This is a genomic window from Kushneria konosiri (genome assembly GCF_002155145.1).
Taxonomy (GTDB): domain Bacteria; phylum Pseudomonadota; class Gammaproteobacteria; order Pseudomonadales; family Halomonadaceae; genus Kushneria; species Kushneria konosiri.
Genome location: NZ_CP021323.1, coordinates 535,425 through 559,827 on the forward strand (window position 1 = coordinate 535,425; position 24,403 = coordinate 559,827).

At 60.1% G+C, this 24,403-nt stretch carries 22 protein-coding genes; 15 read left to right on the forward strand and 7 right to left on the reverse strand.

The window, feature by feature from the left end:
* Nucleotides 1–59: 59 nt before the first annotated feature.
* Entirely contained in the window at nucleotides 60–1,331 is a 1,272-nt protein-coding gene (locus B9G99_RS02520; RefSeq protein WP_086620608.1) for a malic enzyme-like NAD(P)-binding protein, read from the reverse strand.
* A gap of 232 nt (nucleotides 1,332–1,563) precedes the next feature.
* Between B9G99_RS02520 and B9G99_RS02525 the strand changes: the two genes are divergently transcribed.
* From B9G99_RS02525 to tatC, 13 genes are all read left to right on the forward strand, one after another.
* Nucleotides 1,564–3,798: a primosomal protein N' gene (locus B9G99_RS02525; RefSeq protein WP_227875898.1), complete on the forward strand. Its 2,235-nt coding sequence runs from the start codon at nucleotides 1,564–1,566 to the stop codon at nucleotides 3,796–3,798.
* A 210-nt stretch (nucleotides 3,799–4,008) separates the two neighbouring features.
* Complete coding sequence (gene argS, locus B9G99_RS02530; RefSeq protein ID WP_086620610.1) at nucleotides 4,009–5,694, forward strand: arginine--tRNA ligase; 1,686 nt, start codon at nucleotides 4,009–4,011, stop codon at nucleotides 5,692–5,694.
* Nucleotides 5,695–6,534: an SPOR domain-containing protein gene (locus B9G99_RS02535; protein ID WP_086620611.1), complete on the forward strand. Its 840-nt coding sequence runs from the start codon at nucleotides 5,695–5,697 to the stop codon at nucleotides 6,532–6,534.
* 293 nt (nucleotides 6,535–6,827) lie between these two features.
* Nucleotides 6,828–7,349: an ATP-dependent protease subunit HslV gene (gene hslV / locus B9G99_RS02540; protein WP_086620612.1), complete on the forward strand. Its 522-nt coding sequence runs from the start codon at nucleotides 6,828–6,830 to the stop codon at nucleotides 7,347–7,349.
* A 2-nt stretch (nucleotides 7,350–7,351) separates the two neighbouring features.
* Complete coding sequence (gene hslU / locus B9G99_RS02545; protein ID WP_227875899.1) at nucleotides 7,352–8,716, forward strand: ATP-dependent protease ATPase subunit HslU; 1,365 nt, start codon at nucleotides 7,352–7,354, stop codon at nucleotides 8,714–8,716.
* A 137-nt stretch (nucleotides 8,717–8,853) separates the two neighbouring features.
* The gene (locus B9G99_RS02550) at nucleotides 8,854–9,246 is read left to right on the forward strand and encodes a gamma-butyrobetaine hydroxylase family protein (protein WP_086620613.1); all 393 of its coding nucleotides are present in this window, start codon (nucleotides 8,854–8,856) and stop codon (nucleotides 9,244–9,246) included.
* A 167-nt stretch (nucleotides 9,247–9,413) separates the two neighbouring features.
* Nucleotides 9,414–10,160 carry a bifunctional demethylmenaquinone methyltransferase/2-methoxy-6-polyprenyl-1,4-benzoquinol methylase UbiE gene (ubiE, locus tag B9G99_RS02555; protein WP_086620614.1) on the forward strand — a complete coding sequence of 249 codons (747 nt, stop codon included), beginning with the start codon at nucleotides 9,414–9,416 and terminating at the stop codon, nucleotides 10,158–10,160.
* Nucleotides 10,161–10,289: 129 nt separating this feature from the next.
* On the forward strand, nucleotides 10,290–10,925 hold the full coding sequence (locus B9G99_RS02560; RefSeq protein ID WP_086620615.1) for a ubiquinone biosynthesis accessory factor UbiJ: 636 nt from the start codon (nucleotides 10,290–10,292) through the stop codon (nucleotides 10,923–10,925).
* Nucleotides 10,925–12,553 carry a ubiquinone biosynthesis regulatory protein kinase UbiB gene (ubiB, locus tag B9G99_RS02565; RefSeq protein ID WP_086620616.1) on the forward strand — a complete coding sequence of 543 codons (1,629 nt, stop codon included), beginning with the start codon at nucleotides 10,925–10,927 and terminating at the stop codon, nucleotides 12,551–12,553. The genes B9G99_RS02560 and ubiB overlap by 1 nt, the downstream gene beginning before the upstream one ends.
* Nucleotides 12,554–12,649: 96 nt before the next feature.
* Nucleotides 12,650–12,988: a phosphoribosyl-ATP diphosphatase gene (locus B9G99_RS02570; protein WP_086620617.1), complete on the forward strand. Its 339-nt coding sequence runs from the start codon at nucleotides 12,650–12,652 to the stop codon at nucleotides 12,986–12,988.
* Between the two features lie 104 nt (nucleotides 12,989–13,092).
* Nucleotides 13,093–13,344, forward strand: coding sequence for a Sec-independent protein translocase subunit TatA (gene tatA / locus B9G99_RS02575; RefSeq protein WP_086620618.1), 252 nt, complete (start codon nucleotides 13,093–13,095; stop codon nucleotides 13,342–13,344).
* 6 nt (nucleotides 13,345–13,350) lie between these two features.
* Nucleotides 13,351–13,869, forward strand: coding sequence for a Sec-independent protein translocase protein TatB (gene tatB / locus B9G99_RS02580; RefSeq protein WP_086620619.1), 519 nt, complete (start codon nucleotides 13,351–13,353; stop codon nucleotides 13,867–13,869).
* Nucleotides 13,866–14,639, forward strand: coding sequence for a twin-arginine translocase subunit TatC (gene tatC, locus B9G99_RS02585; RefSeq protein WP_086620620.1), 774 nt, complete (start codon nucleotides 13,866–13,868; stop codon nucleotides 14,637–14,639). The genes tatB and tatC overlap by 4 nt, the downstream gene beginning before the upstream one ends.
* A gap of 15 nt (nucleotides 14,640–14,654) precedes the next feature.
* Here tatC and elbB read toward each other — a convergent pair whose 3' ends face one another.
* A complete protein-coding gene (gene elbB / locus B9G99_RS02590) occupies nucleotides 14,655–15,323 on the reverse strand; it encodes an isoprenoid biosynthesis glyoxalase ElbB (RefSeq protein WP_086620621.1) in 669 nt (222 codons plus the stop codon).
* A 164-nt stretch (nucleotides 15,324–15,487) separates the two neighbouring features.
* On the opposite strand from elbB, the gene hemB reads away from it, so the two are divergent.
* The gene (gene hemB, locus B9G99_RS02595; protein ID WP_227875900.1) at nucleotides 15,488–16,483 is read left to right on the forward strand and encodes a porphobilinogen synthase; all 996 of its coding nucleotides are present in this window, start codon (nucleotides 15,488–15,490) and stop codon (nucleotides 16,481–16,483) included.
* 89 nt (nucleotides 16,484–16,572) lie between these two features.
* Nucleotides 16,573–18,768: a polyphosphate kinase 1 gene (gene ppk1, locus B9G99_RS02600; protein WP_086623242.1), complete on the forward strand. Its 2,196-nt coding sequence runs from the start codon at nucleotides 16,573–16,575 to the stop codon at nucleotides 18,766–18,768.
* Nucleotides 18,769–18,847: 79 nt separating this feature from the next.
* Here ppk1 and B9G99_RS02605 read toward each other — a convergent pair whose 3' ends face one another.
* The 5 genes from B9G99_RS02605 to B9G99_RS02620 form a co-directional block, all read right to left on the reverse strand.
* On the reverse strand, nucleotides 18,848–20,992 hold the full coding sequence (locus B9G99_RS02605) for a PhoX family protein (RefSeq protein WP_086620623.1): 2,145 nt from the start codon (nucleotides 20,990–20,992) through the stop codon (nucleotides 18,848–18,850).
* A gap of 115 nt (nucleotides 20,993–21,107) precedes the next feature.
* Nucleotides 21,108–22,202, reverse strand: a complete 1,095-nt coding sequence (locus B9G99_RS02610) for a 3-deoxy-7-phosphoheptulonate synthase (RefSeq protein WP_086620624.1) — start codon at nucleotides 22,200–22,202, stop codon at nucleotides 21,108–21,110.
* A 491-nt stretch (nucleotides 22,203–22,693) separates the two neighbouring features.
* Nucleotides 22,694–22,819, reverse strand: a complete 126-nt coding sequence (locus tag B9G99_RS17150) for a hypothetical protein (RefSeq protein WP_257789365.1) — start codon at nucleotides 22,817–22,819, stop codon at nucleotides 22,694–22,696.
* Between the two features lie 82 nt (nucleotides 22,820–22,901).
* The gene (gene folM / locus B9G99_RS02615; RefSeq protein WP_086620625.1) at nucleotides 22,902–23,612 is read right to left on the reverse strand and encodes a dihydromonapterin reductase; all 711 of its coding nucleotides are present in this window, start codon (nucleotides 23,610–23,612) and stop codon (nucleotides 22,902–22,904) included.
* Nucleotides 23,609–24,346: an FAD-binding oxidoreductase gene (locus tag B9G99_RS02620; RefSeq protein WP_158521427.1), complete on the reverse strand. Its 738-nt coding sequence runs from the start codon at nucleotides 24,344–24,346 to the stop codon at nucleotides 23,609–23,611. Before B9G99_RS02620 ends, folM begins: the two co-directional genes overlap by 4 nt.
* Nucleotides 24,347–24,403: the final 57 nt, after the last annotated feature.

Here is a 24,403-nt window from a genome sequence, read left to right on the forward strand (position 1 = left end):
TGAAAAAACCCCGTCACCATGGGTGACGGGGTTTTTGCGTGAAGTGATCCCGCGGCTGGTCAGCTGCCGTAGACATCCTCAACGCTGGTCAGCGGGTAATGCGACGGATAAGCCTTCGTGGCCACACCAGAATCGACTGCCGCCTGCGCCACGGCGGAGGAGACGCGATCCAGCAGACGCGAATCCAGCGGTGTGGGGATGATATAGCCACGACCGAACTCGAGGGCATCAAGCTCATAGGCCGTCAGGACTTCCTGCGTGACCGGCTCGCGGGCAAGATCCTTGAGTGCGTGAACGGCAGCGACCTTCATCTCTTCATTGATTTCACGTGCCCGCACATCCAGCGCACCGCGGAAGATGAAGGGAAAGCCCAATACGTTATTGACCTGATTGGGATAATCCGACCGTCCGGTGGCCATGATCACATCATCACGCGTGGCATGCGCCGTGTCGGGATGAATTTCCGGGTCAGGGTTGGAGCAGGCAAACACGACGGGGTTGGCCGCCATTTTCTGAAGCTGCTCGGCGGTAAACAGATTGGGGCCGGAGAGCCCGATAAAGACATCGGCGCCGTCGATGGCATCATCCAGGCTGCGCTCGGAGGTAGTGGCGGCGTAGCGCGCCTTGAACTCGTTGAGATCCTCACGACCATCATGAATCACGCCCTTGCTGTCGAGCATGCGAATGTTGTTACGCACAGCGCCACAGGCGATCAGCAGATCCATGCAGGCGATCGCTGCAGAGCCTGCGCCCAGACATACGATGCGGGCATCCTTCAGCGTTTTTCCAGCAATATCAAGGGCATTGAGAAGCCCCGCAGCCGTCACGATGGCCGTGCCGTGCTGATCATCATGAAAGACCGGGATATCGCATCGCGCCTTGAGTTCACGCTCGATCTGGAAACACTCGGGCGCCTTGATGTCCTCGAGATTGATCCCGCCCCAACTGCAGGCGATATTGGCCACGGTCTCGATAAAGGCATTGGGATCAGCGTTGTCGACTTCAATATCGATGGCATTGATCCCGGCAAAGCGCTTGAACAGCACGCCCTTGCCTTCCATGACCGGCTTGCTGGCCAGCGCCCCCAGATTGCCCAGCCCCAGAATGGCGCTGCCGTTGGAGATCACGGCCACCAGATTGCCCTTGCCGGTATAGCGGTAGGCGGTTTCGGGGTCGCGGGCGATTTCACGCACCGGCTCGGCCACGCCCGGGCTATAGGCCATGGCGAGATGCTTCGAGGAGGTTGTGGGCTTGGTCAACTCGATGCTGAGCTTGCCCGGAATTGGATAAGCGTGATAGTCCAGCGCTGCCTGTTTCTTGTCCTGAGACATGTCGTTACTCGATCGAAAATCAATTATCAATTCGGCGAAGCGTAACGAAAAATATCTGCCGCTACAAGCCGACTACCCCGCCATAACAGGGGATACACGAGCACTACAAGCCGGCACGTCCGCCCTGATGTCACGGCCGGCGCCGAGAACGTGCTACCCTGCCGCAGCCCGCAGAATGTCCCTCGGCAGTCGGGCAGAATCATTCCCTTTTGATTTCTGGAGCCAACCCATCGTGTCCACGTCCGGGCCTGACCGCGTGATTCTGGCGGTGGCCGTGCCGTCGCCACTCAAGCGGGCATTTGATTACCTGCCAGGCCCCGATGCTCCCGAGCAGGGCTGGGTCGCAGGCGTGCGTGTACGCGTCCCCTTTGGACGACGGTCAGTCATCGGTGTGGTCATCGACATTCGCCACCAAAGTGACGTGCCTGCCAATCGCTTGCGCCCCATTGAAGCCCTGATTGATCGAACCCCCCTGCCTGAAGACTGGCTGTGGCTGTGCCGCTTTGCTGCCCGCTACTATCAGTATTCGCTGGGTGAGACCCTCAGCAGTGCCCTGCCGGCGCTACTGCGTCAGGGACGCCCACTGGCCGCACGCACTCAAGCGCGCTGGTTCATCACCGAAGCAGGCCGGACACCGGGGGAGACTCTCGCACGTGCCCCCCGCCAGGCCGAGCTGCTGGCCGCCATTGCTCAGCATCCGCGGGGGCTGGTGGCCTCGGCCATCTCGGCGCTTGGCTTCAACCGGCCTCAGCTTCAGGCGCTGAAGGACAAGGGGTTGATCGACTGCCGCGAGGAGAATCTGGCAGCGCCTGCAAGCGCAGGCTCGCCCAAAACGCTGGCCGAGCCCACGCTGCCGCTTAACCGGGAACAGGCTGGCGTGCTGGCCGAACTGCATCAGGACCTGGACCGGTTTCGGGTCTCGCTTTTGCACGGTGTCACCGGCAGCGGCAAGACCGAGGTCTACCTGCAACTGATCGAGTCGGTGCTGGATCGCGGGCGTCAGGCGCTGGTGCTGGTCCCCGAGATCGGTCTCACGCCGCAGACCCTGTCGCGCTTTCGAAAGCGCTTTAACGCCCCGGTCATTGCCCTGCACTCCGGACTCAATGACAGTGAACGTCTCGACAGCTGGGAGGCTGCGCGTTCAGGTCGCGCCGCAGTGCTGATCGGTACCCGCTCGGCGGTCTTTACGCCGCTGGCCTCTCCTGGCGTCATCATCGTGGATGAAGAGCACGATGGCTCCTTCAAGCAGCAGGACAGCCTGCGCTATCACGCCCGCGATCTGGCGATTGCTCGCGCCCAGCGTGACGGCGTTCCGATCGTGCTGGGCAGTGCCACCCCATCGCTTGAAAGTCTTGCCCGGGCCCGCGACGGCCACTACCGCCACCTGCGGCTCAACACCCGTGCCGGCAATGCCGCACCGGCCGCCCTGTCGCTGGTGGATCTGCGCGGCAAGCCTCAGCGCGGTGGCCTCGGGCCACAGGCACTGACGGCCATCAGGGAGCATCTCGAGGCCGGGCGCCAGGTACTGGTGTTCGTCAATCGTCGCGGGTTTGCGCCCACGTTGACCTGCCATCAGTGCGGCTGGCTGGCCGAATGCCCGCAGTGTGACGCTCGCATGACCCTGCACCGCGATCCGCACCGGCTGATCTGCCACCACTGCGAACAGCAACGCGGCGTGCCGGATGCCTGCCCGAAGTGTGGCAGCGCCGATCTCAGGCCACAGGGCGCCGGCACTGAACGCACCGAAGAGGCGTTGCAGGAAGCCTTCAGCGATACCCGCATCATGCGGATCGATCGTGACAGCACTCGCAGACGCGATGCCCTCGAACAGACGCTGAACGAAATTCGGCAGGGCAGCTCATGCCTATTGGTCGGCACCCAGATGCTGGCCAAGGGCCATCACTTCCCGCATGTCACGCTGGTGGTCGTGGTCAATGCCGACGGCGGACTTTACAGTGCCGACTTTCGTGCGCTCGAGCACTCCGCGCAGCTGCTGACCCAGGTCGCCGGCCGTGCCGGGCGCGCCCAGCACCCCGGGCGGGTACTGATTCAGACCCTGCACCCCGAAGACCCGAGCCTTCGGCTACTGGTCGAGGAAGGTTATGACGCTCTGGCCGAAGAGCTTTTGACCGAGCGCCGCCTGGCCGGCCTGCCCCCCTTTCGCTTCATGGCCCTCATGCGCGGTGAAAGCGCGCGCATGGAGGCGGTGATCGAGCTGTTCGCCCGGGCCGGAGAGGCCATGCGGGCATGGCTCGACGAACGGGGTCTGGCGGTTCACTGCCTGGGGCCGGTCCCGGCGCCCATGGAGCGACGCCAGAACCGCTATCACGCCCAGCTGCTGCTCAGCGCCGACCGGCGCAGCGCACTGCATGAAGCCAGCGCCTGGCTGGACGAATGGATGATGCAGCAGGCCGATGCAAGACGCCTGCGCTACAGCATCGATATCGATCCGCAGGAGATGTATTGAACCGGTCTTCCCCGCCGCAAGGGGCCTGATACATGCCGGACACAATACCGGTTTTGACACTGCCGACGGTTGAACGATAATGGCGGGCGCCAAAGCGCCTGCCCCGTTTGATTCACCCTCAGTGTCAGCGCGGACATTCTGTTTCGGGGCGCGCAGTTCAAGACCTGGCCGAATGCGTCGGGCCAGCCATCCACGACCATAGATGCCAGCATGAAAGAGACGATTACCCTACTGCTCAATACGGCGCTCGAGGCGCTCAAGGCCGAAGGCGCCCTGCCCGTTGGCACCCAGCCCGACATCCGTGTCGACGCTGCGCGTGACCGGGCCCACGGCGACTACGCCAGCAACCTGGCCATGATGCTGGCCAAGCCTGCCGGCATGAAACCGCGCGATCTGGCCGAGCGTCTGATCGATGCCCTGCCGGCCTCCAGTGCCATCTCAAGGGTCGAGATCGCAGGCCCCGGCTTTATCAACTTTTTCGTTAACACCAGTGCCGCCGGCGAAGTGCTGTTCGACATTCTCGAAGCCGGTGATGATTTCGGCCGCAACCGCGACGGCGCCGGCCAGAAGGTGCAGGTCGAGTTTGTCTCGGCCAACCCGACCGGTCCGCTGCACGTGGGGCACGGCCGCGGTGCGGCAGTGGGCGACAGCCTGTGCCGCCTGCTCGAGGCCAACGGCTTTGAGGTGACCCGCGAGTTCTACTACAACGATGCCGGTGCCCAGATCGACAATCTGGCCCTGTCAGTGGCGGCTCGCATCAAGGGCATAGAGCCCAACGATCCGGCCTGGCCGGCCGACGGTTATCGCGGTGAATACATCCAGGACGTGGCACGCGCCTATATGCAGGGCGAGACCGTCACGGCCGACGACCGCCAGGTCACTGCCGCCGCCAACCCTGATGACATGGACGCCATCCGCGCCTTCGCCGTGGCCTGGCTGCGCCATGAACAGGATCTCGATCTCAAGGCCTTCGGGGTCGGTTTTGATGTCTTTTTCCTCGAGTCCGACCTTTACGAAAGCGGTAAGGTAGAAGACACCGTAGAGCGTCTGATTCAGGGCGGTCACACCTATGAATCCGATGGCGCCCTGTGGCTTCGGACCACGGACTTTGGGGATGACAAGGACCGCGTGATGCGAAAGCGCGAGGGTGGCTACACCTACTTCCTGCCCGATGTCGCCTATCATCTGGACAAGTGGCAGCGCGGCTTCACCACCGTCATCAACGAACAGGGCGCCGATCACCACTCTACCGTGACGCGCGTGCGCGCCGGGCTGCAGGCGCTTGACGCCGGCATTCCGAAGGGCTGGCCGGACTACGTGCTGCACCAGATGGTACTGGTCACCCGTTCGGGCCAGGAGGTCAAACTCTCCAAGCGCGCCGGCAGCTACGTGACCCTGCGCGATCTCATCGATGAAGTCGGCCGCGACGCCACGCGCTATTTTCTGGTATCGCGCGCGGCCACCTCGCAGATGACCTTTGATATCGATCTGGCCCGCTCGCAGTCCAGCGACAACCCGGTCTATTACGCCCAGTACGCTCATGCCCGTGTGTGCAGCGTCGAGGCGAAGGCCGCCAGTAACGATCAACCCTTTGATGCCGAACTGGCGCGCGCCTCGCTGCACCTGCTCGAGGATGCTCGCGAGCGCGACCTGATCAATCGCCTGGGCAGCTGGCCCGAGACGGTGCGTCGCGCCGCCGATCAGCGCGAGCCCCAGCAGATCGCCCTGTATCTGCAGGAGCTCGCCAGCGAATTTCATACCTGTTACAACGCCGTCAAGGTCATGGTCGATGACGCTGACCTGCGCAACGCGCGACTGGCGCTGGGTCTGGCGGTGCGCCAGGTCATGCGCAACGGCCTCGATCTGCTGGGCGTGTCGGCCCCCAGGGAGATGTAAATGGCACAGCGCCAGAGCAAAAAGGCGCCCTCGGGCAAGGGCGCCACATCACGCAACAAATCAAAATCCGGCGACGGCTTCCATATTCCCGGCTGGCTATGGGCACTGGTCGGCATCATTGCAGGCTTTGCGATCGCGCAGTATTTCCACAACGATGCCCCGCCCAAGCGTGACCAGGTGGCCGCCGTGGTGGCCAAAAAGCGCGCCGACGGCGGCGATCAGCAAAAGGGCAGCGAGTCTGCATCGACAGCCGAGGAAAAGGACCAGATGCCGACGTTCGAGTTCTATACCCTGCTGCCCGAGTCGGAAGTGATTGCACCGAACGTGGAAGACTACAACTCGGCGCCGCGTCCAGGCACCGAGGGCGCCGTGCTCGAGCAGCACGCCAGGCGCATCGCCGGCAGCAACGGCTCCGCTTCGGTCAGCAATCCCGAGGGTAACAAGGCGTCCTCATCACAACAGAGCGCCTCACCCAGCAAGCCCGAGCCGAAAAGCAGCGCCGACAGCGGTGATGCCATCCAACAGATGGCCTCTCGTCATGAAGCCTCCAGCAGCCGCCAGAGCGCGCCTGCCAAACAGCAGAGTGCGAGCAGCGCCGGCAACGGCCCCAGCTACATGCTGCAGGCAGCATCGTTCAAGTCACAAAGCGATGCCAACAACATGGCCGGCAAGCTGCGGGACCTGGGACTGGTCATGCAGGTCACTCAGGTCAAAACGGCTGATAACACGACCTGGTATCGCGTTCAGGCCGGTCCCTACCGGGATTCCGGAGAGCTGGCTCGTGCTCGTGGGCTGATGCAGACCCGTGGTATCGACCCGATGCAGATCCAGCAGCGCTAGGGCGCGATTCCGCCCGAGCCCGGGGCGCCTGTTGCGATGCAGCAGGCGCCCTTTCCTTTTTTGAGACCATCTTTCAGAAGCTCTACCTTTCCTCTCCCGCTATCAAACGAGGGCTAATCAACGCCAGCCTGCACACTTCAGACAACTTCCCTGGTGGTCATGGCTTGATTTGAGCCGCGAGCGCCCGCACTTCATGGGAAAGTTTTCAGCAACGCAGATGAGTTCAGGCGCCTCAAGCGCCGTTTGCGTTCAAGTCACCAGGTGCATGTCACCAACGCATTGGAGTAGCGCCGATGACCACGATTGTATCGGTTCGCCGCGGCGAACAGGTCGCCCTGGGTGGCGACGGACAGGTATCGCTGGGCAATACGGTCATGAAGGGGAATGCCAGCAAGGTCCGCCGTTTTTACCGAGGCCAGGTGCTGGCAGGCTTTGCCGGCGGTACGGCAGATGCCTTTACCCTGTTTGAGCGCTTTGAAGCGCAGCTTGAGAAGTACCAGGGGCATCTGACCAAGGCCGCCGTTGAGCTTGCCAAGGAGTGGCGCACCGACCGCGCCCTTCGCAAGCTCGAGGCGATGCTGGCCGTGGCCGACCGCAACGCCTCGCTGATCATTACGGGCACCGGCGATGTGCTGGAACCCGAACACGGCATTATCACCATCGGTTCGGGTGGTCAGTATGCCAATGCCGCCGCTCGGGCACTGGTTCAGAATACCGACCTGTCAGCGCGTGAAATTACCGAAAAGAGCCTCGCGATTGCGGCAGATATCTGTGTGTACACCAACCACAACGTGACGCTCGAATCACTGGACTGATCATGACCGAGACTTCCATGACCGATCAAAATGCCAACAGCCAACACATGACCCCGCGCGAGATCGTGCATGCGCTGGATCAATACATCATCGGCCAGGCCGATGCCAAACGCGCCGTGGCCATCGCCCTGCGCAACCGCTGGCGTCGCATGCAGCTTGACGATGCGCTGCGACCCGAGGTCACGCCCAAGAACATCCTGATGATCGGCCCGACCGGGGTGGGCAAGACCGAAATCGCCCGCCGTCTGGCCAAACTGGCCAATGCGCCGTTCATCAAGATCGAGGCGACCAAATTCACCGAGGTCGGCTACGTTGGTCGCGATGTTGAATCGATCATTCGTGATCTGGTGGAAGCCGCGATCAAGCTGGTCCGTGAACAGGCCAAGGCACAGGTCGGCCACAAGGCCGACGACGCTGCAGAGGAGCGCATTCTTGACGCCCTGCTGCCGCCTGCTCGTGGCAGCGAGTACGACAGTGGCAAGAGCCGTGACAGTGCCACACGTCAGACCTTTCGCAAGCAGCTGCGCGAAGGCAAGCTCGATGACAAGGAAATCGACATCGAGCTGTCGCCGGCAGGCCAGGGCATGGACTTTCAGGCCCCTCCCGGCATGGAAGACATGGCCAATCAGCTGTCCAGCATGTTTTCGAACATGGGCAAGCAGAACAAGGAAACGCGTCGCATCACCGTCAAGGAAGCCCTCAAGGTGGTCCGTGACGAGGAAGCCTCGCGCCTGGTCAACGATGAAGACCTCAAGGCCCGCGCGATCGAGGCCGTCGAGCAAAACGGTATCGTGTTCCTCGATGAGATCGACAAGGTGGCCAAGCGTGCCGAGTCCGGCAGCGGCGGCGATGTCTCCCGCGAGGGTGTCCAGCGTGACCTGCTGCCGCTGATCGAGGGATCGACGGTCTCTACCAAGCATGGCATGGTCCATACCGACCACATCCTCTTTATCGCCTCGGGCGCGTTCCACCTCTCCAAGCCCTCGGATCTGATTCCGGAGCTGCAGGGGCGTCTGCCGATTCGCGTTGAGCTGTCGGCGCTGTCGCCGGGTGAATTCAAGCGCATTCTGACCGAGCCGTCTGCTTCGCTGACGCGCCAGTATGAGGCGCTGATGAAAACCGAAGGGCTGGACGTTCAATTTACCGATGATGGCATCGAGCGCATCGCGCAGATCGCCTGGCAGGTCAACGAGGGCACCGAAAACATTGGGGCACGTCGCCTGCATACGGTCATGGAACGCCTGCTGGAAGAAGCACTGTTTGAAGGTAGCGACATGCAGGGTCCGCTGGTCATTGACGGCGCCTATGTCGATGAGCGTCTGGGGGCACTGGCACGCGACGAGGATCTGTCGCGCTACATCCTCTAAACGTCTTTATCGTTTAACGCCAACAGCGTATCCTGGAGGGCGGCCCGTTCATGGGCCGCCCGTTTTTTTAAAAGGATGAAGCGCCCTTCCCGCAAGGGCGCTTCATCCGGTGCTACCTGATATCATGGAGACGTCCCATGAGTGCCCCCATGCCAACCGGCGTTCACTACCATCAGCGCAGTCGTGAACTGGCGCTGACCTATGACCTCAACGGTGAATCGCAAAGCTTTCGACTCAGTGCCGAAATGCTCAGGGTCTATTCACCCTCGGCCGAGGTGCGAGGCCACAGCCCGGAGCAGGCCGTTTTGCAGACCGGCATGAAGTACGTGGGTCTGAAAAACATTACGCCTGTGGGCAATTACGCCCTCAAGCTGCACTTCGATGACGGTCATGACAGCGGCCTTTATACCTATGCCTATCTCTGGGAGATGATCGAAAACCGCGATCTGTGGTGGGACGACTATCTTCACGAGCTCAAAAAGGCCAATGCCTCACGCGAACCGCTGGGCATCCCGCTGCAGCGTCAATGATCCGGGCGCCTGATGGGCGTCAGGACAAATGACCTCCTGAAAGCTACAATGGCATTCGACCGGCGCGACCCTCCCGACCGGATAGACGGTGCATCGTGCCCAGGGGGCAGGTAGCGCCATTGACGATATCAGAACACATGACTTGCAAACGCTGACAGGGGAACGCCATGGACAAGCAGACAACGCACTTCGGCTATGAGGAAGTCCCTGTCGAGGATAAGGCCGGACGCGTCGAGCAGGTCTTCGATAGCGTGGCACGCCGCTATGACATCATGAACGATCTGATGTCGATGGGCATTCATCGCTTCTGGAAGCGTGTGGTGATGGAGCGTTCAGGCGTACGCCGCGGCCATACCGTACTGGATCTCGCCGGCGGCACCGGCGATCTGACGGCCAAATTCGTGGAGCGCGTCGGCCCCACCGGTCGTGTGGTACTGGCCGATATCAACGCCTCCATGCTGCAGGTCGGACGTGATCGTCTGATGGATCGTGGCATCGGCGCGCAGGTCGAGATTGTTCAGGCCGACGCCCAGGCACTGCCCTTCCCTGACAATACCTTTGACTGCATTACCATCGCCTTCGGTCTGCGCAACGTGACCGACAAGGATGCAGCGCTTGCGTCGATGACGCGCGTGCTCAAGCCGGGCGGACGACTGTTGATTCTGGAATTCTCAAAGCCCGTCAATGCGGTCTTCGAGAAGGTCTACGACCAGTACTCCTTCCATGTTCTGCCGCGCATCGGCAAGTGGGTGGCCAACGACGCCGACTCCTATCGCTACCTGGCCGAATCGATCCGCATGCACCCCGATCAGCCGACACTCAAGGCCATGATGGAAAATGCAGGTCTCGAGCGGGTCGAGTACACCAACATGACCGGCGGTGTTGTGGCACTGCACCGCGGTATCAAGTTCTGAACGTCCCGCGCGGATGATGCCCATCACCTGGCAACATCCGCCGGGCCGCTTTCCCGACAGGGTTAATGGCATGACACACGCGTATTTCATGACTTTTCGTCATTGCATACCTCAAGGGCAGTTCTGCTGATGTCCTTTATGACCCCCGTACTGCTGGCAGGCGTTGAGAAAACGGTGAATCGTCTGCTGGCGCGCGACCCGGCAGCCCCGTCCCGTCTCGCGGCCATGGCAGGACAGCGCCTTTTACTGAGACTTGAATCCCCCAGGATCGAAGTCCTGGTGATCTTTCATATTCACGGCCTGACGCTCGCCTCACTGCCCGACGGCGAAGACCGGGACGCCGACACCACCATCGAAATCGATGCCGATACGCTGGGCGCCCTGCTGGGCGGCATGCCGATCCAGTCGCTCATGACCAGCCACCGGCTGGTCGTGCGTGGCCAGCTCGGTCTTTTGATGCAGGCCCGCGAACTGCTGATGGATCTTGATATCAACTGGGAAGGCGCCTTTGCCGAGTGGTTTGGCGAGGCGCCGGCACACAGCCTGGCCACCGGACTGCGACGTCTGGGCCATTTTGGCGTGCACTCCTCCAAAAGCCTGGAACAGGATCTGCGCGAGTACATCCTGGAAGAGGGGCAATGGCTTGCCGGCCGCGGCCGCTTTGATGTCGCCCGTGACCACCTGACCGAACTCGAAATTGCGACGGACCGGCTGGAAGCCCGGCTTGAACGTCTCAATCGTCGTCTGCGAGGGCACCACTCTTGATGACGCTATGGCGCCTGATCCGTATTGCCTGGGTAGTCACCCGCTATCGGCTCGACAGTCTGATCCCAATGGATCGCCTGCCGGGCTACGCCCGTCTTGTCATGGCCATCGCGCCCATTCGACTGTTTCCGAAAGGCGATAAAACACGCGGTGAGCGCCTGCGACTGGCACTCGAGGATCTGGGCCCCATTTTCATCAAGTTCGGACAGATGCTCTCGACGCGGCGCGATTTGATGCCACCGGACATCGCCGTGGAACTCAAGCGACTGCAGGATCAGGTGCCGCCCTTTCACAGCGACACCGCTCGCCAGATCATCGAGGAGGAGCTGGGCGCGCCGGTCGGTGAACTGTTTGATCACTTCGAAGCCGATTCAATGGCTTCGGCCTCCATTGCGCAGGTCCACGCGGCACGACTTCACAGCGGTGAGGAGGTCGTGATCAAGGTCATTCGCCCCGGCATCGATAACGTCATGCGCAACGACATTGCGCTTTTGTATACCTTTGCCAGGGTGCTTTTAAGGGTATGGCCGGAGGCCAGGCGCCTGCGTCCGGTTGAGGTGGTCAAGGACTACGAGTCCACGCTCTTTGATGAGCTTGATCTGCAAAAGGAAGCCGCCAACACCTCTCAGCTCAAACGCAATTTTCAGCACTCACCGCTGTTGCATGTACCCACCATTTACTGGCCGCTGACGCGCAAGCGGGTCATGACCCAGGAGCGGGTCAGTGGTGTGCCGGTGGCTGATACCGATGCACTGGAAGCCCAGGGCGTCGACATGCGCCTGCTGGCCGAGCGCGGCGTGGAAATCTTTTTTACCCAGGTGTTTCGCGACAACTTCTTTCACGCCGACATGCACCCGGGCAATATCTTCGTGAATGTCAGTAACCCCAGCGACCCCAGCTATATCGCCATCGACTGCGGGATCGTGGGCAGTCTGACCCGAGAGGATCAGGACTATCTGGCACGCAATATCATCGCCTTTTTCCGCCAGGACTATTACGAAGTGGCCATGCTCCACATCGAGTCCGGCTGGGTGGGTGAACACACGCGTGCCAACGAGTTTGCAGCAGCCATCCGCTCGGTCTGTGAGCCCATTCTGGAAAAACCACTCAAGGATATTTCCTTTGGCCAGGTGTTGATGGGGCTTTTCCAGACCGCGCAGCGCTTTCACATGGAAGTACAGCCTCAGCTGGTACTACTGCAGAAAACCCTGCTCAATATTGAAGGACTGGGACGTTCTCTCTATCCCGAGCTTGATCTATGGCATACCGCCAAGCCCTTTCTGGAACGCTGGATGCATGAGCGCGCTGGCCCCAAGGGGTTCTGGGAGGAGCTCAAGCGTCAGGCGCCGGATCTGGCCCAGCGCATGCCGCAGCTGCCGGTACTGGCTCATCAGGCCCTCTCCCAGGTCGAGAACGAGCGCAAGCACCGCGAACAGCAGACCGCTGCCTTCGTGACCCTGCAAAACTCCTTTTCCGGGGTGCGCAAGGGGGCACGGCGGATCAGGATCGGTCTGGTATTGATTGCAGGGGCGCTTGCCTGGCAGCCCATTTCCCAGTGGGCGTTTCAGCAGCACTGGAGCATACTGGCCGCGGCCGGTATTGGCCTGGTACTGGTCATCTGGCGCTGAGCGCCATGGAGAACATCGACAGATTGCGGATGGTGATGATATAAGCGCTCACCATCCTGAACACGCCCTGGCATGACACATCAGGAACCCATTTCAATGAGCACCATTCTCGATCAGCTCGACCAGAGCCTGGCCAGCCGCCGCCACGGTGACGCGGATACTTCCTACGTCGCCGGCCTTCACCAGCGCGGTCTCAACAAGATTCTGGAAAAGGTGGGTGAAGAAGCAGTCGAGGCAATCCTTGCTGCCCGTGATGCCGAGCACGGCGATGATGCTGCCAGACAGGCGCTGATCAACGAGACGGCCGATCTATGGTTTCATTCGCTGGTCATGCTGTCCCATCTTGGGCTGGATCATCGCGGCGTGCTTGAAGAGCTGGCACGGCGTCAGGGCATTTCCGGACTTGAAGAAAAGGCCTCGCGTACCGAGAAGTAACATTTGCTTCTTTTACCTGTCCTACCATTACAATGATGGATGCAGCCACGGGCGGCATCGGATTTACAATGACCGTGTCCGGTCGGACACAATGGAGAGACGTCATGTTGGGTGGTATCAGTATCTGGCAGCTTCTGATCGTTCTGGGCATCATCATCCTGATTTTCGGCACCAAGAAGCTTCGCAATCTGGGCGGGGATCTGGGCGGCGCCATCAAGGGCTTCAAGCAGGCCGTCAACGATGACGACGAGGCCGGCAACAAGCCTCAGCAGCGCGTCAAGCATGATGAACGCCCGGGCCACGAGAGCATCGATAGCCATACGGAAACGCGCGATAAAGAAGACACCCGGAAATAATCCGCCATGTTCGATATCAGTTTTCCCGAGCTGATCGTGGTCGGTGCCATCGCGCTGGTGGTGCTGGGCCCGGAGCGTCTGCCAACGGCAGCCCGTACGGCCGGTCTGTGGCTGGGAAAGATCAAGCGCACGGTGTCCAGCGTTCAGCAGGAAATCACCTCGCAGCTTGAGGCAGAAGAGCTGCAGCGCAAGATGAAAAGTCAGCAGGACCGCTTCGATCAGGGGCTGAAAAAGGCACGGGAGGATATCGAAAGTCTGGGCGATGACCCCTCGGCGGCGAGCCGAAAGGTCTCTGACAGGGCGCTTTCAGGCGCCGCCTTGCCGGAGCGCTCCGAGGAGCAATCTGCGGATGCCGAACCGCTGTCGGATCGCCACGCCAATACCGCCGACCCATCCACTGCCCCGCTCTCGGCTGCCGAAGCCGCTCAGGCCGAGGCTGCGGCGGGCGAGCGGACAACCTCCGAGACCTCTTCCGGGCAGACATCGGTGTCGGACAGCCATGACAGGGATAAACAGGATCGATGAGCCCACAGGACGATAATCAGTCGCAGACCCCGCTGATCGATCATCTTATTGAACTGCGCTCACGCCTTTTGCGCGCCATGATTGTCATCGTGGTCGCGTTTGCGGCGCTGTACGCCTTTTCCAATCAGATTTATACCTTCGTGGCCGAGCCGCTCATGGCACTGCTGCCGCCCGGCTCGCAGATGATCGCCACCGAAGTCGCCTCGCCCTTTCTGGCGCCCTTCAAGCTGACGCTGATCGTATCGCTGTTTCTGGCCATTCCCTTTGTGCTCTATCAGGCCTGGGCCTTTATTGCCCCCGGCCTCTATGCCCATGAGAAAAAGCTCGCGCTCCCCCTGCTGGGGTCGAGTGTGTTGCTGTTCTACGGTGGGGCAGCCTTTGCCTATTACGTGGTATTTCCGCTGCTGTTTCAGTTTTTTACCACGGCAGGGCCAGCAGATGTGCAGGTGATGACCGACATCAACGCCTATCTCTCCTTCGTGCTCAAGCTGTTTCTGGCCTTCGGCATTGCCTTCGAGATTCCGGTTGCCACTTTCCTGCTGGTACTGACCGGGGTGACCACGGTTCAGGCGCTGTCCGCCAAGCGGCCCTATGTAGTGATCGGCTGCTTCATCGTTGGCATGGTGCTCACGCCGCCCGATGTGATCTCACAGACCCTGCTGGCAGGGCCGATGTGGCTGCTGTTCGAGATCGGCATTCTCTTTGCCCGCCTCATTCGACGACCACGCGGCGGCCGTGATGATGTGGAGATGAGCGATACCGACAGCTGAACGATCCGCCGCGCCTCAGCGCGGCTGCTCCATTAGCGTGTTCATGCGGTCTACCAGCTTGAAAAGTCCCTGCGCCACGTCCGACGGCCGCTTGCCCATGAGCCAGCCAGGCGTGGTCAGAACACGGTGTTCGATATCCACCACGATCTCTCCGACATTGGCACTCTTGTGTAACCCCCCCATGGCACTGATGGTACCGGACAGCTCGGCACTCTGGCCCAGCGTGACCGGAATGGCCTGCTCAAAGAGCCGGGGCACCAGCAGGGCTGCCATACCGATCAGAGCAATGGGCTTGCGGGCCTCATGAAATTCGTGAAGCTGACCGACCAGCTGCTCGAGTACCTGCATGGAAGAACCGCTGACGGCAAAATCGCTCAACTGATTGATGGCGCCATGCCCACCGGGGATGATCACCGCCCCGAACTCCTTCGCCTGTAGCTTGTCCAGCGGATAAATTCGTTCATGGACCATGCGGCAGGATTCAACCATGGCGTGACGTTTTACATCGTCCATGGGCTCACCGCTGGTGTGATCGATCACGTGATGCTGTGCCACATCCGGAGCAAAACAGCTCCACTCAAGCCCAAGTTGATCCAGGCGCAAAAGCACCATCGTCAGTTCCTGCACATCGGTACCATCCAGCCATCCGCATCCGGAAATCACGACTGCTACACGCTTTTTCATGCTGCTGCTCCCATGAGATTCATGACATCCGCCTTCCTGGCAGGAGAGTAGTCACAGAGCCCTGTTCGGCTCTTCAAATACGACGATCGTCGTCACCGCTGCCGGACAGGCCAGCTATTATAGTGATGCTTGTTATGTCACTTTCGTGTTTCAGGAGTTCTATCGTGACTGCCATTGTCTCACGCGCATTTCCCGGAACCCGTATGCATCGCATGCGTCACGATGATTTTTCACGTCGCATGATGCGTGAAAGCACGCTGACCGTGGATGATCTGATTCTGCCTGTTTTTATTCAGGAAGGAGACAATCGCCGCGATGACATCCCCTCCATGCCAGGCGTGGAGCGACTCTCCATCGACCAGCTTCTGCAGGATGCCGGTGAACTCGTCGCACTGGGCATTCCTGCCATTCTCCTGCTTCCCGTCATTGATGCGGATCATAAAAGCGAGCTGGCTGAAGAGGCCTACAACGCTTCGGGACTGATGCCCAGGGCACTTCGTGCACTCAAGGCCGCCTATCCGACTCTGGGTCTTATTACCGACATTTCCCTTGATCCTTATACCGTACATGGTCAGGACGGTATCCTCGACGCTCAGGGCCGCATCCTCAACGACCGTACGGTCGAAACGCTGACCAAGCAGGCCCTGAGCCATGCCGAAGCGGGTGCCGATTACGTCTCCCCCTCCGACATGATGGACGGTCACATCCTTGCCATCAGAGAGATACTTGAGGCCGAAGGACTAACGCATACCCGCCTCCTGTCATGCTCGGCGAGATACGCCTCATACTATGACACGCCTGCCCTCAATACCGACTCATCCCCTGCCGAACGCTCCATCTGTCAGATGGACCCGGCCAATGGCGATGAAGCGCTGCATGAGTCGGCCATGGACATCGCCGAAGGCGCTGATGCGATCATGATCAAACCCGGAATGCCCTATCTGGACGTACTGTATCGCGTCAAGCAGGAGCTGCGTGTACCGACTTTCGTCTACCAGGTGAGCGGTGAGTACGCCATGCACAGGGCAGCGTTTATCAACGGATGGCTGGATGAAAAAACCGTCATACTGGAGTCTCTGCGCTGCTTCAAGCGTGCCGGTGCCGATGGCATCGTGACCTGGTTTGCCCGACAGGCTGCTCGAATACTCAGGGAGACGTGACTGTCATCAAACCGTCATGAGCGTTTCTCAAACTGATGAATGCGCCACCTCTTTTCCAGGAGCGCCTGTCATTTTCCGGAGAGTTCTCGATGTCATCACTGCCCACTACCCCGGCTTCTGAATCATCTGCATCACTCGAGAATGACCCCGCCTCAACGCTGAGAATCAACCATACCCATGCCGGCATTCGCGCCCGGGCAGCTGCCAATGCGTCGCGCGATCTTGATGATGCCGGCCTCTATTTCAATCGTGAACTGTCGACCCTGAGATTTCACATACGCGTGCTGGAACAGGCGCTTGATGATACGCATCCCCTGCTCGAGCGGCTCAAGTTTTTGCTGATTTTCTCCTCCAATCTGGATGAGTTCTTCGAGATTCGCGTGGCAGGTCTTAAAAGGCGGATTGCCTATGGCAATGAAGAGTCGGGGATGGACGGTCACTCAAGCTCCAGCATCTTTCAGGAGATCACAAGCACCGCTCACGAACAGGTCGAGCGTCAGTACCATATTCTCAATACCCGTCTGATCCCGGCACTGGCCGAGCGTGGTATCCACTTTCTGCGTCGCAACAGCTGGAACAAGTCACAAAGAGAGTGGGTCAGGACCTATTTTGATGACGAAATCATGCCGGTGGTCAGCCCGATCGGACTGGACCCGTCCCACCCCTTCCCGCGACTGGTCAACAAAAGCCTTAATTTCATCGTCGAACTGGAAGGCCGGGACGCTTTCGGGCGTGAAGGCGGCATGGCCATCATTCCGGCGCCCCGCTCCCTGCCCCGGCTGATCAGACTCCCCCAGGAGCTTGAGCGTGAAGGATGTCAGGAGTATGTGTTTCTCTCCTCGATGATCCATGCCCATGCCGAACAGCTCTTTCCCGGCATGACCGTCCGCGGCTGCTATCAGTTCCGTCTGACGCGCAATGCCGACCTTGCCATGGACACCGAGGACGTCTCGGATCTGGCCTCGGCGCTTAAAAGCGAGCTGCTGGCCCGACGCTATGGCGATGGCGTGCGTCTTGAAGTTGCCAATAACTGCCCGGCACACCTGAGCGATTTTCTACTCAAGCAGTTCAAGCTGGAACAGGAGGATCTCTATCTGGTCGACGGGCCGGTCAACCTGAGCCGGCTGATGGCCATGATCGGAGACAGCGAACGCGCGGACCTGCGCTACACCCCTTTCGTACCGGGCCTGCCGAAAGCCCTTCGCAAGGATGAAAGCCTGTTCGACATGATCAGTCGACAGGACATCCTGCTTTTACACCCCTGGGAATCGTTTGGCGTCATCGAAAACTGGCTGGCCGAGGCCGCTCGAGACCCGGGCGTTCTGGCAATCAAGCAGACCCTTTATCGCACCGGTTTTGAATCAGGCGTAGTCAGTGCTCTGGTTGATGCCGCAAGAAGTGGCAAGGAAGTCACGGTGGTGATCGAGCTGCGCGCCCGCTTTGATGAAGCCGACAACATCGCACTGGCCTCCCGGCTTCAGGAGGCCGGCGCCAACGTGATCTATGGCGTCATGGCCTACAAGACCCACGCCAAGATGCTGCATATTGTGCGTCGCGAAGCCGGCCAGATTCGTCATTACGCCCACATGGGCACCGGCAACTACCATTCAAAGACTGCAAAGCTCTATACCGATTACAGCCTTCTGACGGCGCGTGAAACGCTTTGCGAAGATGTCCATCACGTGTTTCAGCAGCTCTCCGGAATGGGTGAGCCGCGCCATACCGAACACCTGCTGCACGCGCCCTTTACACTGCACCGGCGGCTGGTAGAGCTGATTGATCGTGAAACCGCACACGCGCGCAAGGGTCGCAAGGCGATGCTGACCGTCAAGTGCAACTCCCTGACCGAGCCAAAACTGATCCAGGCGCTGTACCGCGCGTCCCAGGCCGGTGTCCTATGTCAGCTGATCATCCGGGGCACCTGCTGTCTACGCCCGGGGGTTCCGGGCATCTCGGACAACATTACGGTGCGCTCGGTGGTGGGTCGCTTTCTGGAACATACCCGCGTCTTTCACTTTCACAACGCCGGCAAATCCGAGACCTGGTGTTCCAGCGCCGATTTCATGGAGCGCAACATGTTTCAACGGGTCGAGACCTGCTTCCCTCTGCTGGATCGCAAGATTGCACAGCGGGTCAGAAAGGATCTCGATACCTACATGCTGGACAACTGTCAGAGCTGGACGCTGCAACCGGACGGGCATTATGAAAAACGCTGCCCGGGCAAGGATGAAGCGGCCATCAGCGCGCAGGAAACGCTGCTCTATGCCTATGCCGCGCGACCCTGACAACATCCTTCAATGCCCATGACAGCACTCGGGCCGCATGAGCGGCCCGAGTCCCTTTTCCAGAATGCTCCCCCGGGGGTCAGACACCAATCATGCCGCCATCGCGCTTTTGAATGACCACGGTCGATGAGCGCGGGCGCACCTGCCCCTGTGCTGTTTGCGTGGCATCGTCGGTATCGGCGGCCGGCCAGTTGGCGGGATGCTGAATATTGATAAACAGCGCTGTCCGATCAGGGGTTGCAAAAATCCCGGTGACTTCTGCTTCGTTGGGGCCGATGGCGAAACGCTTGAGCTGCGCCTGATTGCCGGCATTGATGGCCGGCTGCCCCTTTTCATTCATGGCGCCTGGCACCACGGCGAGTACCTGATCATTGGTCATGTTGGCCACCGCGTTCTCACGACCCTTGTCCAGCCCGTTATCCGTCTCGATCCAGAGAATTCCCTCGCCATTGTCACGCTCGTCAAACCAGAGACCATCAGGGCTTGCAAAGGCGTTGACGTCGGTCAGACCGGAAGGGTTGGTGTCATCCTGCGCATCAGGGCTACCGCCAAAGACGAAAGGCTCCCAGCGCATACGGGTGGGATCATCATGACTCTCCTGCCAGCGGATGATATGGCCATAGGTATTGTCCGGGCGTGGATTGGCCGCATTGACCGGTGCCGTGGCATACCCGCTGCCCATGGCAGACACATCATCGCCCTCACCGGTAAAGCTGGCCGAGCTGTCTTCATCGGTACGTTTTGAGTTATTGGTCAACGTCATGTAGACCATGCCTGACTGCGGATCGACCGTGCCCCATTCCGGACGGTCCATGGGGGTGGCGCCCATCAGGTCAGCGGCGTCACAGGTGTTGACGATGATGCCGGCCTGATCCTCGAACAGCTCTCCCAGTCGCTGCCCCTTGTGTTCGCCCTGAGGAATTACGGCATCAACCGTCAGAGGCAGCCACTCTCCCGTACCATCGGCATCGAAACGGGCCACATACAGGGTGCCCTCATCCAGGTAGCTGGCACCGATGGCCTGGCGGTCATAGGTGTCGCCGGGACGATTGGCATCGCTTTGCTGCCAGTGTTTTTTGGTCACGAACTTGTAGATGTATTCGTTGCGACTGTCATGACCGGTATAAAACGTCAGCGGCATGCCTTCGACCACACGGCCGGGCCAGCAGCCCTCATGACGGAAACGTCCCAGCGCCGTGCGCTTGTAGATGGTGCTGTCGGGGGCGTAGGGATCAATTTCCACGATGTAGCCGAAACCACGGGCCTCGTTACGATAGTCCCGGGCGGGATCGTCACCCTGTGGCGTGTTATCGAAACGGCTGAACTCTCCCTGCTCGCCATGCTCGGCACTTTCCCAGCCATAGCGGCCACGCTCGCCATTGATACCCAGACGGGCCTGATCGGCCGTCAGCTCACCACGATTGATGAATACCTCGGGCCAGTTCTCTTCACAGGTCAGGTAGGTACCCCACGGTGTGTAGCCACTGGCGCAGTTGTTGTTGGTACCGCGAACATGCGTTCCTTCCGGCGACCAGGCGGTCACCACCCAGGGCGTTCCCGCCACGGGACCCGCCAGCGCCATGGGCGTGGCCGAGGTAATGCGCCGGTTATGGGCGTCGTCGGCTACGGGTCCCCAATGCCCTTGGTCGTCACGACGCAGGCGGACAATCGCCACGCCGTGGGCGTTGATTTCGGTACGCACCTCATCGGCCGGACGTGCCCCCTCATCCTTGTGGGTCGGTCCGCCCTGCGGCGCCCAGAGGGCGCTTTGATCGATATATTCGTGATTGATCGCCAACAGGAAATCGCGTGAGGCGTGCTGCGTATCCAGCGGAAAATGGTACATGCCGTCGTGATGCATGCCCATGGCGCGCGCCTGAAAGGCCGGTGTGACCCGCAGATCCTGCTGCCAGCGGGCCGCACTACTGTCCAGTGGTGTGCCCCACGGCACCAGAACCTGAGCGGTGTACCCTTCAGGGACCACAATGCCGTCCGTCATGCTGCCCGGCAGCGATTCAAAGCCCAGCGTCAGCCGGCGCCCGGGCTCGGCACCGGCCTGACGAATGACAGATCCCAGACCGAAATCGGTAAACAGTGTGGCAGCCGCCAGCCCAAGACTCCCCTGCAACATGCGCCGGCGCGACATGTAGCGGGCCATGACGGAAGAAAAGGGGCGATTATCGCTGTCATTGTGATTGTCGTGATTCTCGATTTCCTGACTCATGCCATCGTCTCCCGTGGATTGATCGATGGCCGAGATTACGACGATATCATGACAGGTTTTTGACACCCGGGGGGTCGGGGCCGCTTCAGTACGGCCCGAACAACGGCTGACCGCCTTAAACCGACCGCTCGGTCAACCGCTTCGCCACACACCTAATGTGATGCTCGCTGTCCGTCCAGCCCAGACAGCCATCGGTGACGGAAACGCCGTAGCGCAGTGCAGCGCCCATGGGCTGCTTGCCTGTTTCCAGATGGCTTTCGAGCATGACGCCGACCAGTGATGACACGCCATTGAGTCGTTGGCGGATGACCTCATCGAGCACCAGAGGCTGTCGAGTGGGGTCCTTGCCACTGTTGGCATGGGAACAGTCCACCATGATGGCGCCTGAAACGCCCGCTGCACCGAGAGCAAAAGCGGCCTTTTCAACGCTTTGCGCATCGTGATTGGGCCCTTGATGGCCACCGCGCAGCACCAGATGAGTGTCGGGATTGCCGCGTGAATGCAAAAGTGCCGGGTGACCGTTGTCATCAAACCCCGGATAACGATGGCCGTGGCGACTGGCGCCCATGGCATCGATGGCCACCTGAATGCCGCCGTCAGTACCGTTTTTGAACCCTGCAGGCATGGGCAGCGCACTGACCATTTCGCGATGAATCTGCGACTCGGTGGTCCGTGCCCCCACCGCCGCCCAGCTGATGAGATCATCCATGTAGGCACTCAACATGGGCTGAAGCAGCTCGCAGGCAATCGGCAGCCCCAGCGCCGCGATATCCCGCATGAGGCGGCGCGTACTGGCAAGCCCTTCGGCCATGTTGTCACTGCCATCCAGGTGCGGGTCATACACCAGCCCCTTCCAGCCGACAGTCGTTCTCGGCTTTTCCACGTAAACCCGCATGACCAGCACCATGCTGTCTGCCACCTCATTGGCGAGTTCTTTCAGACGCCGGGCATAATCCAGCGCGCTGTCGCGGTCATGAATGGAGCAGGGTCCCATGACAACCAGCAGGCGCGAATCATGGCCATTCAGGATATTGCGGATCGTCTGCCGCTGGTGGGCAATCTGCTCTTTTATGGCAGGTTCCAGGGCAATGGCCTTTTTGAGCGCGCCGGGTGTCGGCAGGGGCTGGGATACAATGGCGGCATCCGCGTCATCGGTCTGATCGAAGGAATCGGGGTGGGCAGCTTCAACAGCGTTGAGTAAGGCATTCATGACGAGATCTCTATCCTTTAACGGCGTAACAAGGGTAAGTGTGGAGCGCCCGTTACTGACACGCCGGCGGTCAGCGCTCGAAGCGCCGCCAGCGTGCGGTTAAATCGCCAGCCATACGCTGGATGGTTCTGGTCCGTCATGGTCATGTGATTCTCCCTCTGCCTGTGTCCAACGAGTCGTTTGTCATGACACAAAAACAAAAAACCCCGGTGGCGTGCTGCCGACCGGGGTTTTTGAGGGTGGGCAGCACGGTAGATACCGGCACGCCCTGGTATTCAGGCGTGCCCGTTCCTAAACCAATACCAGTAGCCCACTGAATAACCGACTGCGCCAGAGACACGCGCAGACACTGCCAAAGCCTTTTGGGCCAGCAGAGTCTGAGTGTCATTGGGCGCCAGATGCGACATGCAGGGTTATCCTGATCAAAAATTCCGAAACACCATGAGAGCCCCTGCCCTCATGATCGATCATCCGAGACTAGCATGACTGACTCAGATGAGAAACTCCTTCCAGATAAACAGTGCCGGCAATGCCGCTGCCAGCGATATTACCACCACACCGGCCACCATACCGACCAGCAATGCACGATCCTTTAGTAACGTCGACGGCGATATCATGATGCCACCTGTCACGGTTGTTGAAACAACATTGTCTTGAACATCGTGGTTGTTGTCTGGCGAGTTGTTCGCCAATATCAGTTCACTTCACATGACGTCCGCCGTCAACAGGCAATGTGATGCCTGTGACGAAAGCACTATCGAGCAGATAGCGCACCCCCTGCCAGATCACCATCGGTCCGGGAACGGCAGGCAGGGCTGATTTGCTGTTGAGGTGCGCCAGATAGTCATCGCCGTCGCCTGCGTTGAGCATGATACCTGCCGGTGCAATGGCATTGACCTTGATGTCGGGCGCAAACCTTCCGGCCATCGACAGGGTCAGATTTTCAAGGCCTGCCTTGGTGGCGGCATAGGCCATATGTCTTTGAGAACCGTGTGCGGCGCTGTAGTCAGTGATGTGAATGATGTCACGCATCGGCTCGGGACAGGCCATCAAAAGCGCCCGGGCATGTAGATTGATGAGGTAGGGGGCCTGCATGTGCACCTGAAACATCAGGGCAAAGTCTTCTCCGCAAGCGCCACCTTCGTCGTGCTGCCAGTGCGAGGCATTGTGGATAATGGCCCTTAGTGCATGGGTATGCGATTTCAGTCGGGCAATGAACTCGAGGATCGAGGCCTCGCTTGAGAAGTCGGCATACAGCGCCGTGATGCCACGTTTTCGCAGTGCCTCGATGGCCGGACGTTCCCGGCGATAGGTGATGATGACCGGATGACCATCATCATGGAGGCGTTCGGCGCAGTAGCGGCCCAGTCGCTGACCGCCGCCGGTGATCAGGATGGGCGACTGACTCATGACCCGTCGTCCTGCCCCTTGAGGCGGGGCGCATAGCTGAAGACATCGGAAAATATCCGTTTGGCCATCGGCTCGATCCGGGCGAGCGTGTCCACCACGGCATACACCATGCCGGGCGAGCCGGCAATGAAGATGCTCGCCTCGTCGGCACGATGAACCCGGTCATGCAGGGCGTTATCGATGCGCTCGACCACCCCGTCAAAGTCGTCTTCTCCGGGCAGCTCCACCACCGGGGTGAAGCTGAAATGTTCGTTTTGTTCGGCCCACTGACGTGCCTGCCACTCCATGTAGAGTTCGCTGCGCGCGCGTGCTGCCCACCAGAGATGAATGGGGCGCTCGGGGTGCAGGGCAAGCGAGGCCTCGATGATCGATTTCATCTGCGCAAAGCCCGTTCCGGCCGCAATCAACAGCAGCGGGCGCGGATCATCGAGCTCGAGCACGGACTCTCCACCGGCCAGTGAGACCTCGATATCGGCCCCCACGTGGAGCTGCCTGAACAGTGCACGGGCGTTATCGCTTTCAGCGATATACTGGACATGAAGCTCCAGAATGCCGTCTCCGTTGGGCGCATTGGCGATGGAAAACGGCAGATGATTGCCCTGCACAATCAGCATCAGATACTGACCGGGAGCAAACAGAATCTGTTGCGGGTCACCACGCAGGAAAAGGCGATAGACATCGGCCGATAGCGTTTCCATGGTCTCGACCGTGCAGGTCAGCGTCCTGGCAGACATGGTGCTTCCTTCAATCAATGGATATGCAGCAATGCATTGTGTCAGTAACTCCCGAGC